This window comes from Psychrobacter aestuarii (genome assembly GCF_904846035.1).
Taxonomy (GTDB): Bacteria; Pseudomonadota; Gammaproteobacteria; order Pseudomonadales; family Moraxellaceae; genus Psychrobacter; species Psychrobacter aestuarii.
This window is the reverse complement of record NZ_CAJGYT010000001.1, coordinates 228808-244111: the sequence shown is the minus strand read 5'-3', so window position 1 is coordinate 244111 and position 15304 is coordinate 228808. Positions and strand designations below refer to the sequence as shown.

Annotated in this window: 13 protein-coding genes; 11 read left to right on the top strand and 2 right to left on the bottom strand. The window is 48.9% G+C overall.

The genetic code is table 11. The features are described from left to right. Positions 1–127: 127 nt before the first annotated feature. From JMW05_RS00945 to bfr (JMW05_RS00915), 7 genes are all read left to right on the top strand, one after another. Positions 128–1219: a sulfate ABC transporter substrate-binding protein gene (locus JMW05_RS00945; RefSeq protein WP_201503560.1), complete on the top strand. Its 1092-nt coding sequence runs from the start codon at positions 128–130 to the stop codon at positions 1217–1219. A gap of 127 nt (positions 1220–1346) precedes the next feature. After that, positions 1347–2219, top strand: a complete 873-nt coding sequence (cysT, locus tag JMW05_RS00940) for a sulfate ABC transporter permease subunit CysT (RefSeq protein WP_201503559.1) — start codon at positions 1347–1349, stop codon at positions 2217–2219. A 1-nt stretch (position 2220) separates the two neighbouring features. Next, positions 2221–3177, top strand: a complete 957-nt coding sequence (gene cysW / locus JMW05_RS00935) for a sulfate ABC transporter permease subunit CysW (protein WP_201503558.1) — start codon at positions 2221–2223, stop codon at positions 3175–3177. A 27-nt stretch (positions 3178–3204) separates the two neighbouring features. Beyond that, positions 3205–3924: a sulfate/molybdate ABC transporter ATP-binding protein gene (locus JMW05_RS00930; RefSeq protein ID WP_201503557.1), complete on the top strand. Its 720-nt coding sequence runs from the start codon at positions 3205–3207 to the stop codon at positions 3922–3924. A gap of 259 nt (positions 3925–4183) precedes the next feature. Next, positions 4184–4375, top strand: coding sequence for a (2Fe-2S)-binding protein (locus JMW05_RS00925; protein WP_201503556.1), 192 nt, complete (start codon positions 4184–4186; stop codon positions 4373–4375). Between the two features lie 375 nt (positions 4376–4750). Beyond that, the gene (gene bfr / locus JMW05_RS00920; RefSeq protein WP_201503555.1) at positions 4751–5239 is read left to right on the top strand and encodes a bacterioferritin; all 489 of its coding nucleotides are present in this window, start codon (positions 4751–4753) and stop codon (positions 5237–5239) included. A 90-nt stretch (positions 5240–5329) separates the two neighbouring features. Then, positions 5330–5806, top strand: a complete 477-nt coding sequence (gene bfr, locus JMW05_RS00915) for a bacterioferritin (RefSeq protein ID WP_201503554.1) — start codon at positions 5330–5332, stop codon at positions 5804–5806. Positions 5807–5894: 88 nt separating this feature from the next. On the opposite strand, the gene JMW05_RS00910 is transcribed toward bfr (JMW05_RS00915), so the two are convergent. Next, a complete protein-coding gene (locus JMW05_RS00910) occupies positions 5895–7271 on the bottom strand; it encodes a DHA2 family efflux MFS transporter permease subunit (RefSeq protein ID WP_201503553.1) in 1377 nt (458 codons plus the stop codon). Positions 7272–7463: 192 nt separating this feature from the next. Here JMW05_RS00910 and yghU point away from each other — a divergent pair, with 192 nt between their 5' ends. The 4 genes from yghU to JMW05_RS00890 all read left to right on the top strand — a co-directional run bounded on the left by yghU (position 7464) and on the right by JMW05_RS00890 (position 13102). Further along, on the top strand, positions 7464–8276 hold the full coding sequence (yghU, locus tag JMW05_RS00905) for a glutathione-dependent disulfide-bond oxidoreductase (RefSeq protein ID WP_201503552.1): 813 nt from the start codon (positions 7464–7466) through the stop codon (positions 8274–8276). A gap of 234 nt (positions 8277–8510) precedes the next feature. After that, positions 8511–9626: a DUF1176 domain-containing protein gene (locus JMW05_RS00900; RefSeq protein ID WP_201503551.1), complete on the top strand. Its 1116-nt coding sequence runs from the start codon at positions 8511–8513 to the stop codon at positions 9624–9626. Between the two features lie 445 nt (positions 9627–10071). Beyond that, on the top strand, positions 10072–11673 hold the full coding sequence (locus JMW05_RS00895) for a DEAD/DEAH box helicase (protein WP_201503550.1): 1602 nt from the start codon (positions 10072–10074) through the stop codon (positions 11671–11673). A gap of 175 nt (positions 11674–11848) precedes the next feature. Further along, entirely contained in the window at positions 11849–13102 is a 1254-nt protein-coding gene (locus tag JMW05_RS00890) for a DUF819 family protein (protein WP_201503549.1), read from the top strand. 57 nt (positions 13103–13159) lie between these two features. Here the strand turns inward: JMW05_RS00890 and JMW05_RS00885 are convergent, their stop codons facing one another. Further along, positions 13160–15247, bottom strand: a complete 2088-nt coding sequence (locus JMW05_RS00885; protein WP_201503548.1) for a WG repeat-containing protein — start codon at positions 15245–15247, stop codon at positions 13160–13162. Positions 15248–15304 lie beyond the last annotated feature (57 nt).

The following is a 15304-nucleotide window of genomic DNA, read 5'->3' as shown; positions in this document are numbered from 1 at the left end:
ACGCCTTAATATTCCATTTTGGCAGTAACATACGCATATTCGTCATTAAACATAATAAGCCGTCACTGTTAGCATACTGGCTTATCCGTATCTTCATATACTTCGTTCATTACCTTTTGAGGCACCTATGACATTATCGACATCTCCTGCGTCTTATACCATCAAAGCAAAGCATATCTTTGGTGCAGCTGGCATCGCTATGACGTTGGGTCTGATGGGGTGCAGCAGTAATGAGCAGACCGAGGCGGACGGCGCTGCCGCCACGGGTGACGGGCAGGATATTGAACTGCTTAACGTCTCCTATGACGTGGCGCGCGACTTTTATAAAGACTACAACCCCATGTTCGTTGAGCATTACAAAGCTGAGCATCCAGGTGCCAATGTCACCATCAAGCAATCTCATGGCGGCTCAAGTAAGCAGGCGCTGTCGATTGCCAACGGCTTGCAAGCAGATGTCGCGACCATGAACCAAGGCTCAGACATTGAGCTTTTAGAGAAAAAAGGCTTGGTCGCCAGCGACTGGGAATCCAAATTCCCTGACAATGCCGTACCTTTTACCAGCACCATCGTCTTTTTGGTACGTAAAGGCAACCCCAAACAAATCAACGATTGGCAAGACTTGACCAAGGCAGGTACTGAGATTGTCATGGCGAACCCAAAAGTTACGGGTAACGGTCGCTATGCGTTCTTAGGCGCGTATGGCTATGGTCTACACGCGTTTAACAACGAAGAAGCGCCCGCCAAAGACTACGTCAAATCGCTACTAAAGAACGTCAAAGTCTATGAAAACGGCGGACGTGCGGCGACGACCACCTTTGTTCAGCGCGGTATTGGTGATGTGCTGGTCACTTTTGAAAACGAAGCCAACCTCGCTGCGAAAAAATTTGGCGCAGGGCAAGTGGACATCGTTTATCCAAAATACTCTATCAAGTCTGAAAGTCCAGTGGCTGTGGTCAACTCAGTGACGGACAACAAAGGCACGACTGAGGCGGCAACCGCTTATCTTGACTATCTATGGAGCGAGCCTGCCCAGCAGTTGGCCGCTGACTTGTACTTACGCCCAAGCGTGGCCAGTGTGCTTGAGAAAAACAGCGACAAACTGCCGCCTGTAGAGACTTTCCGCCCGAACGATACCTTTGGCTCGTGGGATGAGATTATGAGCACTTATTTTAGCGATGGTGGCGTCTTTGATCAGTTGGCGGTGAACGCGCCACAGTAAACCAAGTCTGACCTTGACGGTCGACTGCGGGATAAGGACATGGTTGGCTGCTGTGTCCTTATCTGTTTCCACCACCTTTTTAACAATAATAAAAGTCGTGCCACCCCATCGGTAATAGGACATCACTATGAGTGCAACCACTTCTTCTGCCCAAAAACGCACTTGGCTGACACGTTTGCGCCAGCGCAACGTGCTGCCAGGCTTTGGGCTGAGCATGGGTATTACCGTGTTTAGCTTGTCTTTGCTTGTGGTGCTGCCCTTTGCCATGATGGCGTATACCACGACGCAAATGGGCTGGACGGGGTTTTGGGAGACCATTACCCAGCCGCAGGTCACCGCCGCGATTAAGCTGAGTCTATGGATGTCGTTTTTGGCGATGCTGACCAATATGGTGTTCGGTACGCTGGTTGCGTGGGTATTGGTGCGCTATGAGTTTTGGGGCAAGTCGATTATCAATGCCTTGGTGGATTTGCCATTTGCGCTACCGACAGCGGTAACGGGCATTTCGCTTGCTACCCTATACGCGCCCAATGGTTTGATTGGTCAATGGTTTGAGCAGTTTGGTATTAAGGTTGCCTTTACGCCTTTGGGGATTTGGCTCGCGCTTGTGGTGGTGAGCTTCCCCTTTATCGTGCGTGCGGTGCAGCCAGTGCTTGCTGAGCTGTCGGTGGAGTTTGAAGAAGCGGCAGCGGTACTGGGCGCAAACCGCTTAACCACTTTTAATAAAGTGATTTTGCCTGAGCTGTTCCCAGCGCTATTGATGGGCGCAGGCATGATGTTCGCGCGCGCGACAGGCGAGTACGGCTCGGTTATTTTTATCGCGGGCAACATTCCGATGCAGTCGGAGATTTTACCACTCATCATTATCAGTAAGCTTGAGCAGTTTGATATTCAGGGCGCGTCTGCGGTGGCGCTGTTTATGTTGATGATTTCGTTTGTGATTTTGCTCAGCATCAATATCATGCAGTGGCGATTGTCACGCCGCGTAGGAGCACGCTAAGATGCAGATATCTAACAGTTATAACTATCAAAGCAATGCCGCGACCAAAGACCCCTCATGGGTGCGCGGGCTGTTTATTGGCATTGCCGTACTGTTCATGGTGGTCATGCTGGTTATCCCATTGCTTGCCGTGTTTTATGAAGCGTTTAAAAGTGGCTGGGAGCTGTATGTTGCCTCGCTCGTTGAGCCTGAAGCGCTACAAGCCATTAAGCTGACCTTGCTGACCGCAGCGATTGTATTGCCAATTAATATGATTATCGGTATTGCCATTGCATGGCTGGTGACGCGTTATAACTTTAAAGGCAAGCAGCTGGTCACTACCTTGCTGGATTTGCCGTTTTCGGTGTCGCCTGTGGTGGCAGGTCTGATGTTTGTGCTGCTCTTTGGTCTGAACTCCGCCATCGGTGGTTTTTTAGAAAACATGGGCATTCAGATTATCTTTGCCGTGCCAGGAATTGTGCTCGCCACCTTGTTTGTGACGTTCCCTTTTGTGGCGCGTGAGCTGATTCCTTTGATGCAGACCCAAGGCGACTCTGAGGAGCAGGCGGCATTGACCTTAGGCGCGAGCGGTTGGCAGACCTTTTGGCACGTGACCTTGCCCAACATCAAATGGGCGCTCTTGTACGGCTTGATTTTGACCAATGCGCGGGCGATGGGCGAGTTTGGTGCGGTCAGCGTGGTGTCAGGGCACATCCGCGGTGAGACCAACACCATGCCGCTACTGGTAGAGATTGCTTATAACGAGTACAACTTTACCGCCGCGTTTGCCTTGTCCAGTATCTTGGCGGCGCTTGCCTTGGTGACGCTACTGGTGCAGCAAATCATGACCAAACTGCAAACGCGCAAATTTGCCAAGTCTGAGCGTCTGGCAGCCGCGCCACTGCGTCTTGCCAGTAAAGACACCGCTGCCGAAGCAGGGGCGGTGCAAGCTGCCGACAACGCCCGTTCATCGTCTTAATTGACCAAACTATAAAGAGCCATTTTTATGAGTATTGAGATTCGCAATGTAAATAAGCAGTTTGGTGACTTTACGGCGCTTGATGATGTGAGCGTCAGTGTACCGACGGGCAAGCTGACCACGCTGCTTGGACCATCAGGCTGTGGCAAGACCACCTTGCTGCGTATTATCGCAGGGCTTGAGTACGCCGACTCTGGACACATCTTATTCGATGACATTGATGTCACGCACGTGCCCGTACAAAAACGCCATATCGGCTTTATGTTTCAGCACTATGCCTTGTTCCGTCATAAAAACATCGCCGACAACGTCGCCTTTGGTCTTAATTTGTTGCCCAAAGACAAGCGCCCAAGCAAGGCGGAGATTCAAAAGCGCGTCAGCGAGCTGTTAGAGCTGGTACAGCTGCCGCAAGTCGCCAATGCCTATCCGCATCAGCTCTCAGGCGGTCAGCGTCAGCGTATCGCGCTGGCACGTGCGCTCGCGGTCAAGCCAAAGCTATTGCTACTGGATGAGCCCTTCGGCGCGCTCGATGCCAAAGTGCGTAAAGAGCTGCGCACATGGCTAAAAAATATCCACCACGAGCTGGGCATTACTAGCATCATGGTGACGCATGACCAAGAAGAAGCGCACGCGGTGTCTGATGAGATTGTGATTATGAATCACGGTATCGTCGAGCAAGTGGGCACGTCTGAGGAGCTGCTGACCAATCCTGCCAGCCCCTTTGTCAGCGAATTTTTGGACGTATAAGCAGCAAAATAACGCAAATGCGGTTATTAAACCCACCAGACGGTGGGTTTTTTTATGCTAAAGATAGCTAAAAAAAGGAGGCGGGTAAGACGCGCTATGCCTTGATATTCGGGCGCATAAGTGGCAAAAAAGCAGGGCAGGCGCGCCGATAATATACGTAAGTGACGGATAACTATGTAAAAGTTATTGTAAATAGTAATAATTATCGTTATTATAGCAACCATTGATGTCGTCGTTAGCCAAATAGCAGGAGCCATCCATGTACGTATGTATCTGCAACAGTGTGAAAGAAAAGCAAATCCAAGCCGCGATTGCCTCAGGGGTCGATACCTTGGACGCACTCAAGGACACTTTGGATGTGGCGACATGCTGCGGCTGCTGTGAGCCAATGGTTAATGATTATCTCGAAGAGCATCACGCCAAGCTCGACGAGCTGGCTTACGCGGTGTAATACCAGCGCCCGCTATCCATATCAGCACAGAGTATAGCGTCTACAAGATGACACTTGCCATGACGCTATAAGTATTATATAACTGTCCTCTATAGTATTTTGCCTTCTCTAGGTAACCTGTCGATAAAGGCATCAGCTTTTTTAGACAGCCTTCTTCTTTATTGCCCTCTTTTTTGCCTACCTATCTTGCAGCGAGCTAATTATAGTTCTCAAGTTGCATTTCATTCTTAGTTCATAATATTACATGACGTTTTTTTGTCGTGTGCTATCCTATGCGGTATACAAAATTCTTATATTGTAGACAGCTGTGACCGTATGCCGCCGTGCATACGCAGCGTCTTTTAAGTGATTTATCACCATACAGGAGCGCAGACGATGAAAGGCAATCAAAAAGTTATCGAATATTTAAACTTCCTATTGGGCGGCGAGCTTGCTGCCCGCGATCAGTATTTTATCCATTCTGAGATGTATGCCGAGTGGCACTATGGCAAGCTTTACGATCGCATCCATCACGAGATGGATGACGAGACCATGCACGCGCAAGCCATCATCCGCCGTATCCTCATGCTGGGCGGTACGCCAAAAATGACTGTGGACGAGATTCATGTCGGCAGCAGCGTACCTGAAATGCTACAGCTGGACTTGGACTTAGAATACGCGGTACAAGCGCACCTAAAAGAAGGCATCGCCATCTGTGAAGAAGTGCGTGACTATGTGACGCGTGACATGCTGGTCGAGCAGCTCAAAGACACCGAAGAAGACCACGCGCATTGGCTAGAGCAGCAGCTGCGTCTGATTGACATGGTCGGCTTGCCGAACTATCTGCAAAGCCAAATCGCCGAAGTGTCGCCTGATTTGGTTTAATGGCAAACGCTGTTGCTTATCACCCATATTGCGTGCCGCTGATGATATATTTTCAGGCACGTACTCATTATAAAAAAAAGGAAATCGACTATGAAAGGGGATAAAGAGGTCATTCGCGCCCTAAACAAGGTCTTGGGTCAGTCATTAATTGCCATTAACCAATACTTTTTGCATGCCCGCGTTGCCCGTCATTGGGGACTTGAAGCCTTAAATGATGGCTTTTACAAGCAGTCTATCTATGAGATGAAATGGTCTGATGATTTGATTGCGCGTATTTTGTTGCTCGGCGGTCTGCCGAACCTGCAAGAGCTGGGCAAGCTGTACATCGGGGAAGATGTGCCTGAAATCATTGATTGTAACTTGCGCTTAGAGAAGCAAAAGTACGACATCATCAGCGATGCCATCGCTTTATGTGAAGAAAAGCGCGACTACGTGTCACGTGAGCTGCTCACTAAGCTGAAAGACGGTAACGAAGAGTATGACGACTGGTTAGAGACGCAGCACGACCTAATCCGTGATGTCGGCGTACAGAACTACATCCAATCGCAAATGGATGACCACGACTAAGTATCAAGCAAGCCTATATAAAAAGCCCAGCGCACATGATTACGCTGGGCTTTTTTTATGTCACTATTCATTATTGTTTATAGATGCCTTAATACAAGCCTTCACCATCATCAGGTTTTAAGCGTAAAAAGCCCAATCCTGCAACAATCGTCCATACACCAAGCAGCCAGTAGGTCATCTGAAACGCGTGCTGCGTGTCCACATCAAAGCGCTCGCGCAAAACGTTCAATACCGCTGCGCCAAGCGCAATGCCCAAGCCTACCGCCATTTGCTGATTGACCGCCATCAAGCTGTTGCCACTGCTGGTCTGTGGACCTTCTAAATCACCAATGGTTAAGGTGTTCATCGCGCTAAACTGAATAGAGTTACACAGACCAATCACCACCAATAACGGCATCATCGCCAAAATATTCATATTGGCGGCGAATTGTCCCAGACAAATAATGGAAAACCCCAATAGTGACGTGTTCCAAACCAGCACTTTGCGGTAACTAAAGCGTTGAATGATGCGGCTGACGAATGGCTTTACCCCAAACGCGCCTGCCGCAATCGGTACGAGCATCCATCCTGCCTCTGAGGGTGAGTACTCAAACACCACCTGCAATAACAGCGGCAGCAAAAAGGGCACGGCGCTGATGCCGATACGCGTCGAGAGGTTACCGACAATGCCAATGCGAAAGGTCGGTACATCAAAGAGCTGTAAGGGAAATAGGGGAGCGTCGCGGTGTTTGGCGTGCCACACATAGCCTGCCAGCGACACCACAGCCAACATCGCCAAAACCACAGCGCTGCTACCGTGACCTGATTTGGAGGCAAACTCTACTGCCAAGGTTAAAATACTCGCACCTGCGGCAAACAAGAAAAACCCCGACCAGTCAAAACGCTGACCGACATCGAACAAATCAGGAATCAAGGACTTGCCAATCACAAAGCCCAAAATCCCCATCGGAATATTGATTAAAAATATCCAGTGCCAACTGGCATACTCCACCAGATAACCGCCCAGTAAGGGACCGACCAAAGGCGCGACGAGGGCTGGCACGACCGCAAAGTTCATCACCGTCAATAGCTGATTGCGCGGATAGGACTTCACAAGAATTAAACGCCCGACAGGGGTCAGCATCGCCCCGCCAATCCCTTGTACCACGCGTGAGCCGATTAAAAAGGACAGACTGCTGGCCGCCGCGCACAACAGCGAGCCGATACAAAAGATGATGATGGCGGTCAAAAACACGCGCCGCGTCCCGTACTTGTCCGCCAAAAAGCCGCTGATCGGAATAAATATCGCCAAAGTCAGCGCATAGCTGATAATCGTCCACTGCATCTTTAACGGTGATTCATCAAGCGCGATTGCCATTTGCGGCAGTGCCGTGTTTAAAATCGTAGCATCTAGAATTTGCATAAACAGCGCAACTGCCAACACATAGGGCAAATATTTTTTTTGCGCTTTACTTAAGCTGACCATTTTGGTATCCAAATCAAATTTGCATCGCTCATCATAGGGCGTTTGTACATAAAAGAACAACCGATTACACGAGAACGCTGTATTTTCTATACGCGCCGATATAGTAATTGGACAAATAATGTCCTCTAATAGCGGTACACGACCGTTTATACACTTAAATAAATTTATATACTTAAATAATAAGGAACACTCATGTCTCAAGACGACAATTACACTCCGCCCAAAATATGGACAGCAGATAAGGAAAACGGCGGTAAATTTGCCAGCACCAATGCGCCAACCGCAGGCGCGCGCCATGAGCAAACACTGCCCAAAGGCGATGCGCCGCTACAGCTGTACTCGCTAAATACCCCAAACGGTGTCAAGGTCAATATCTTGCTCGAAGAGCTTGCTGAGTGCGGCGTGACCGATGCCGCATATGATGCTTATAAAATTGACATCACTGAGGGCGACCAGTTTGGCTCGGACTTTGTCGATATCAACCCAAACTCTAAAATCCCAGCTTTGGTCGATTACTCTACAGATGAGCCTGTGACCTTGTTTGAGTCAGGTGCGATTTTGCTGTATTTGGCAGAAAAGTACGGCAAGTTCGTGCCTACAGGGCAAGGGCAGGCGCGTGCTGATTGTCTGTCATGGGTCATGTGGCAAATGGGCGCAGCGCCGTATTTGGGCGGTGGTTTTGGGCATTTTTACGCCTACGCTCCCGAGCCAATGGAGTACCCCATCAATCGCTATACCATGGAAACCAAACGCCAACTGGATGTGCTGGACAAGCATTTAGCAAATAATGAGTATATGTGCGGCAATGGCGAGGACAGTTACAACATTGCGGATATGATTATCTGGTCATGGTATGGTCAGCTGGTACTTGGTAAGCTCTATGACGATGCGGCGACCTTTTTGCAGGCAGACAGCTACACCCACGTGCAGCGCTGGGCAAAAGCCATTGCTAAGCGTCCTGCCGTGCAACGCGCCGTTGATTTGTCATTAACAGCCATTAAATAAGCGCTTATCTAACCTTCCTTTTACTGCCCGCCTATTTGAGCATAAAAGCTGATAAAAGTCAGCTTTTATGCTACCTTATCCTATAGTAAGCTCAATCACACAGTTGATACCTATACAATTAGAAAGCCACAAGTTTATTTTACATAATGATACATTTACATAATAAAAAGAAACATAGATAGGCTATGATAGGCTTAGACCGTTTGGTGTCAATGATTGCCATTAAGGATAAGTATGTCATTACGTCGTTTACTAAAAGCCGCTACTACAGATTGCAAGCCTGCACAGACCAAGACACGCGCTGCACGCTGGCTACCTATTGGCGTGCTTGGCGCGCTGGCATGGCTGCCGATGACCAGCCAAGCAGGCACATCATTTTCATATCAAGACTGGCAAGTGGCATGCGACAATACATTAACCTGCCGTATCGCTGGCTATCAAAGCGAGAAAAACAGCGACATGCCCGTATCGGTACTGCTGACGCGGCGGGCGGGTAAGGGCGCACTAACCACAGGTAAGCTCAAACTGGGCGGCACCAAAGACAGCTCCGCCAAAGCCCTAATGAAGCTTGGCAACCGTCACCGCATCACCATGCGCATCAATGGCAAGGACTTGGGGGAGACGCGCCCTGTGTCTAATGAGTCAGGAGACTCGGAGCTGACCCGCGCGCAAGTGGATGCGCTGGTAGAGGCGCTCGGCACATCGAGCACCATTGAATTCGTCTTTCGTAACTCGCGCTGGCAGCTGTCGGATAAAGGCGCAACCGCAGTGATGCTAAAGGCGGACGACGTTCAAGGTCGCGTTGGTACCAGTGGCGCATTGGTCAATCCCAATGCGGCGGCGGGCAATCAAGGCGTCTTAGACCCACGTGCTGCACCGATTCTTAATAAAGTACTGCCCAATGAAAAAAACGATGCGCGCAAGTTTCGTATCAGAGCCTCTCAGCTGGCGAGTATCGTAAAGGGCGCGACCAAAAACGCGGCGGATACTTGTCCTTCCTTAAATGACGACAGCGCGTGGCGCATCAGTCGTCTCAATGACTCACAGCTGCTCGTACAGCACAGCTGCTGGCTTGCCGCTTACAATGCAGGTACGGGCATGTGGGTTATGAATGACAGCAAACCTTACAAACCCACCTTGGTCACCACAGACGCCACCGACTATCATGCAGGTGTCATCCGCGCAGAACAAAAAGGACGCGGCATTGGCGATTGCTATTCTATTGACGAATGGGTATGGACGGGCGCGCGTTTTGAGAAGAGTCGTGAGGCGACCACAGGCATGTGCCGCTTGATAGAAGCGGGCGGTGCATGGCAAATGCCGACCTTTGTGACTGATATTAAAGGCTAATACACGGTATATACAGCGCTACTTGTCAATAATAAGAAAAACTTGTACAAAATACATGCCTATCTTAGATAGGCTGTGTTATACTCCCTCGCCATGCTCAAGGGGATACGTATAAATACCCCCTTTGACAGGAATTATGAGATTGATAACATCGCCTGCGATTTTGGGTCTAGGATGACCGTGAGTAATTGTTGCCGATGATTTTGTGTTCTTAAATAATTCTATTATTTTTGACTCATATCTTATCTAGCATATGCATGATTGACTGCATTGGCGTAAGCCACTGCCTAAGATAAGACACTCGGCACTACCACCAAAATACGTGATGACACACCAACTTACGCGCAAGCATGATGCAGATAGCGTAGTGTTGGTGTCATGCGGTTATCAGTGGTAGGCACTCGGCTATTGAATGTTCAATAGTCCATACTACCCAAGGATACTCATGACAGATATTTTATCGACCATCGCAGCACAAAACGGCATCCACACTGACGCCAATACTTCTACGCAAGACAACGCCCCTGTACAAAATCAAGATACCCAAGCCGACGAAAACGGCATCACCTTTACCGACCTAAACCTTGCCAAGCCAATTCTTGCCGCGCTAGCACGCAGTGGCTACGAGCGTCCGACGCCTATTCAAGCCCAAGCCATTCCTTTTGCATTGGCAGGTCGTGACCTATTGCTATCGGCTCAGACGGGCAGTGGTAAAACCGCATCATTCGTCTTGCCACTACTGGACAAGCTTAGCCGCTCAACCACGTTTGATAAGCACATCAAAGCCCTTATCCTAGCGCCAACGCGTGAGCTGGCTCAGCAAGTACATGACAACGTACGCAACTACTCAAAAGAGATGCGCGGTTTGTTCGCAGTACCTTTGGTTGGCGGCGCGCCATACAATGGTCAGATCAATGCCCTACGTAAAGGCGTACAGGTTGTGGTTGCGACCCCTGGTCGTTTGCTTGACCACATCAATGCAGGTCGCGTTGATTTGTCTCACCTTGAGATTTTGGTGCTTGACGAAGCCGACCGCATGCTGGACATGGGCTTTGCCGATGACATCAACGACATCCTAAAAGCAGCACCTGCTGAGCGTCAGACCATCATGTGTTCTGCGACGTGGGACGGTCCTGTTGGCAACATCGCTGCCAGCTTTACCAAAAACCCTGAGCGTGTGTCTATCAAAGTAGAATCAGCGCACATCGATGAAACCGCGTACTACTGTGATGATTTTGACCACAAAAACAAAATCTTGGACAAAGTAATTTGCCAACCAGACGTAGACCAAGTCATCATCTTTGCTGCCACCAAGCGCAGCACTGAAAAACTGGCCAACGCTTTGGCAGATGATGGTCATAAAGCCAGCTTCTTGCACGGCGATTTGCCACAAGGCAAGCGTAACCGTATCTTGCAAGACGTGCGTAAAGGCAAATGCAAAATCCTAGTAGCGACAGACGTTGCTGCCCGTGGTCTAGACGTGCCAGCTTTGTCACACGTGATTAACTATGACTTGCCACGTCAAACCGAAGATTACGTTCACCGTATCGGTCGTTGTGGTCGCGCAGGTCGTAGCGGCGTTGCCGTCAACCTATGCAGTATGGATGACCGTCCACAGTTGGCGGCCATCAACCGCTACCTAAAGCGCCATATGCCTATCGCTGAAATCGAAGGTCTAGAGCCAACCAAAACCTATACGCCAAAAGAAAATAAAGGGCGTGGTCGTGGACGTGGTCGCTCAAACGCGGGCGGCGCAGGTCGTGGTCGCAGTGCAGGCTACCGCGGCGAAGGTCGTCAAGACGCGGGTCGCAGCAGCGAAAGCAAGCCGTTTGAAAACAAACGCGCAGGCAAAACCTTTGGCGAAGACAAGCCACGTTCAGGCAAACCTGCGGGCAAGCCATACAAAGGTAAGTCAAGCCGTCCAAGTCGTGATGACGCGCGTCCATCGTCTTCACGTCCAAGCAATCGCTTTGGCGGCAATAAAGCAGGCGCAGGTCGTGGTCGCGGCGGTAACGCTGGCGGTCGTGGCAAAGGCGGCGCACAGTAAGCCATTGCTTATGGCTACCCATAACAGGTAGTCGTCCGTAACGTGCCTGCTTACCGATGAGGTGGCAGGTACCGAACACACGGACCGCTAAATAAGTATAAGAAAAAAGCCAAACGCACTGCGGTTTGGCTTTTTTTATGAGTATGATTTTATCGCGGTGAATCAAGGAGTGCGTATGAGCGTGACCGCATGGGCAGCCAAGGGGGCTATCGAGAGCGTGCCCTTAGCCTTTGGCATCATTATGGGCATTATTGGCTTGGTGTTTTATACCCAAAGTTTGCCACACCGATTTTGGCGGCGCTTTTATACGCTGCTGCCTGGTATTGTCTTGTGCTGCTTTATCCCTGCATTTTTAAACAGTATAGGACTGTTTGCGGATGGTATTGGCGCGCAGATTTATGCCTTTAGCGCGGGGTATTTACTGCCAGCCAGTTTGCTGCTGATGACCTTATCGATGGATGTACCCAAGCTTTTGGGACTTGGCTGGCGGGCGCTGGCGATGTTCTTTGCGGCGAGTCTTGCCATTATTGTCAGTGGTCCGATCAGTCTGTATTTGTCCAAACAAGTTGCGCCTGAGATGTTCGCTGATGACACGCTGTGGCGCGGGTTTTCTGCGGTGGCGGGCAGCTGGATTGGCGGGGCGGCGAACCAAGCGGCGATGAAAGAGCTGTTCGGCGTCAGTGATGACTTGTTTGGCGTGATGATTTTGGTGGATGCCACCAATGCATCCTTATGGTTGTTTGTGATTTTGCTGCTTGCCAAGCACGCCCGTAAAATTGATAAGTGGCTCAAAGCCGATACCAGCAGTATTGATAAGCTGATTGTGACGGCACAAAACTATGAGCAGGCGCACGAGCGACCCGCCAAGCTGAACGACTTGATGGTGATGTTCGGGCTGTGCTTTTTTGTGGTGGGTGTCGCGCACTGGCTCGGCGATGCGATTGCCGCGCAGTTTGCGCCTTATGCGTGGGCGGTACAATACAGCCTTGCCAGCGCGTTTTTTTGGATGGTGGTCATCATTACGTTGATTGGCGTGCTGTTTTCATTCACACGCGTGCGCCGCCTGAATCATGTGGGCGCATCCAAAATGGGCACGGTGTTTATCTTTGTCTTGATTGCGGCGATTGGTATGCAGATTAATTTGGCGGGCGTGATGTCGCAGTGGCGTTTGCTGCTCGTGGGGCTGTTGTGGATGAGTCTGCATGTGGTAATTATTTTTATCGTGGCCAAGCTGATTCGTGCGCCGTTTTTCTTTTTGTGTGTCGGCTCAAACGCCAATACGGGCGGGGCATCGTCAGCACCCATCGTCGCCACCGCCTTTCACCCTGCGCTTGCCCCTGTCGGGGTGTTTTTGGGCATTTTGGGCTATGCGGTCGGCACGATTGGTGGCTATGTCAGCACCCAGCTGATGCGCTTGGTGGTGGGGTAGCATCTGCCTTATGTTAATAAAAAGCGGTCATTAATAGTGACCGCTTTTTTTTGGGCATTATTCATCATACCACTCATTGTTGGCTTTAAACGTCGTCAGGTTTTGAGTTTCTAATAAATGAAAAGATTTATCATAGGCATCGACACTATTTTCACGTATGTTGATGGCATAGAATCTATCGTTGGGATAATTATAATTGCTGAATATCTTATCGTACTTCATCTCCAATACTAACTTACCTGCTGGATCTAGCACGCCAAAGTGCATGGAGTCCGTCGCACTGTCATTTTCATCGTCGACGTTGTCTTTACTCACAATGAGGGCGGCTGGGTAAGGAAGAGAAGATATGTGCGTGTATTCTATAGGTACGATGCGCTTACCACTTCCATCAAAAATACCATACTTACCATCTGTTTCTACAATATAGCGTGCTTGCTCCGTGGTATCACCAGACCATAAATCAGTGTAGTTATCATAAAGCTCTAATAGGTCTAAGGCATCATAAATGGGGTTAATGACGATCTTACCAGTATAGTCAATCAGTCCGTATTTATCATCTTTCGTGACCACTGCTATTTTGTCACTGTCATCTGAGCGATAAGTGTAGGCATATTGGGATAAGTTTTTAATCAACAGCTTGCCTGAGGTATCAATTAATACGGTTTTCCCCGCTAACTGCGCTAAGATGGTGTCGTTGTATACCTGTCCAGACATATCCTCGTAGATAGGCGGGACGGTAACTTTTTTGTCTTTATAGCTGAACAGCCCATACTTACCTTCTTTTTCGATGACAGTCATATCCTTTAGACTATTAAGTTTGTCGCTGACAAATCGGTAGTCAGAAAATTCAGTGATGGGATGCGCAAATTGATCGACCAGTTGTTGCTGATCACCTTTGGTAAAGACCATGCCAAAACTGTCACCATATGCGTCATCGAGCGATATGATATCGTCATATATAGGCGGTTTTACTATGTCATTTTTGTCAGTAATTAAGCCATATTTTTGGTCTTTTTTTACTCTAATAAAATGGTCAAACTTAACAAGTTCGTCATAAATAAATGGCACCAACACGTCATGGTTGCTATCGACCATACCTACTTTACGATTGCGCTGCGCAATATAGCGCTGTACCTCTGGATCATAGTGGATTGCCTCAGTAGTATCGTCTGTCTCTTCAGTAGCGTCTGCGACTTCCTCATAGTCGGCACTGTCATAATCGTGCGCTTCCTCCGCTACCGCTTGGTTTTCTATCTCGCTTAACGTGTATGTACTGCCATAGTAAGGCTCAAGGTGGTCATAAAAAGCGTCTACGTTGAGGCTGCCATCCTTATGTTTGGTTAACACTCCTGTTTTTTGGTTTTGCATCACTACAATAGGTTCGTTATAGCCATTAGATATGGCGTCAAAGTTCGCGGGCAACACAGCGTCGCCCTTATCATTGATGATGCCGTATTTGCCTGCTTTCTCATACTGATACAAATTACCTTCTAAAGGAATAATTCGACTCTCAGACGCAATTACAAAAACACCTTTGCCAGTCACCAGCTTCTCAGAGATCAGACCTTCATTGTTATAATCATTATCATCGGGTTTATTCTTATAAGTCATCACGCTGAAGATTTGCTTGTCTTCATTGAAATTTTCGATAACTGTGTTTTTGGCAAAGGGAACGACGACTTTTTGATACTGGTCTATCAAGCCTGTTTTGTCGCCCATGACGGCTTTCATAAACAAGCGCTCATTTGGGCAGGTGTCTAATAAGCTTAGCTCATCATAGATAGGCGCAATCATCGTTTGCGCCTTGTTGGTCATCAGACCATGCTTGTCATTTTTGGTGATGCTAAAGTAGGTAATCTGATTAAGCGTATCTGTATAAAGATAGTCCGCTTGGGTGTTTTTATCAAAACGCTGGCTGGCAGGATACAGCCACTTGCCAGCGTCAGTGGCAATCGCGGTGGCGACTTTGCTGCCAAAATTTTTGCTTAATTGATAAAAGCCTTTATCCAACGCCTTAATGCCATCGTATTTAAAATCCAGCACCACAGCGCCATCAGCATTAATCGCCCCAAAAAAACCATTGCGCTTGGCGATGATACGACCATCTTCATAAGCATGGATGTCATAAAGCTTGTCTTGAATCACAACACCTTTGTCATTGACCAGTTGATAATAGGCGTCATTGGCTTTGAGCGTCAATTG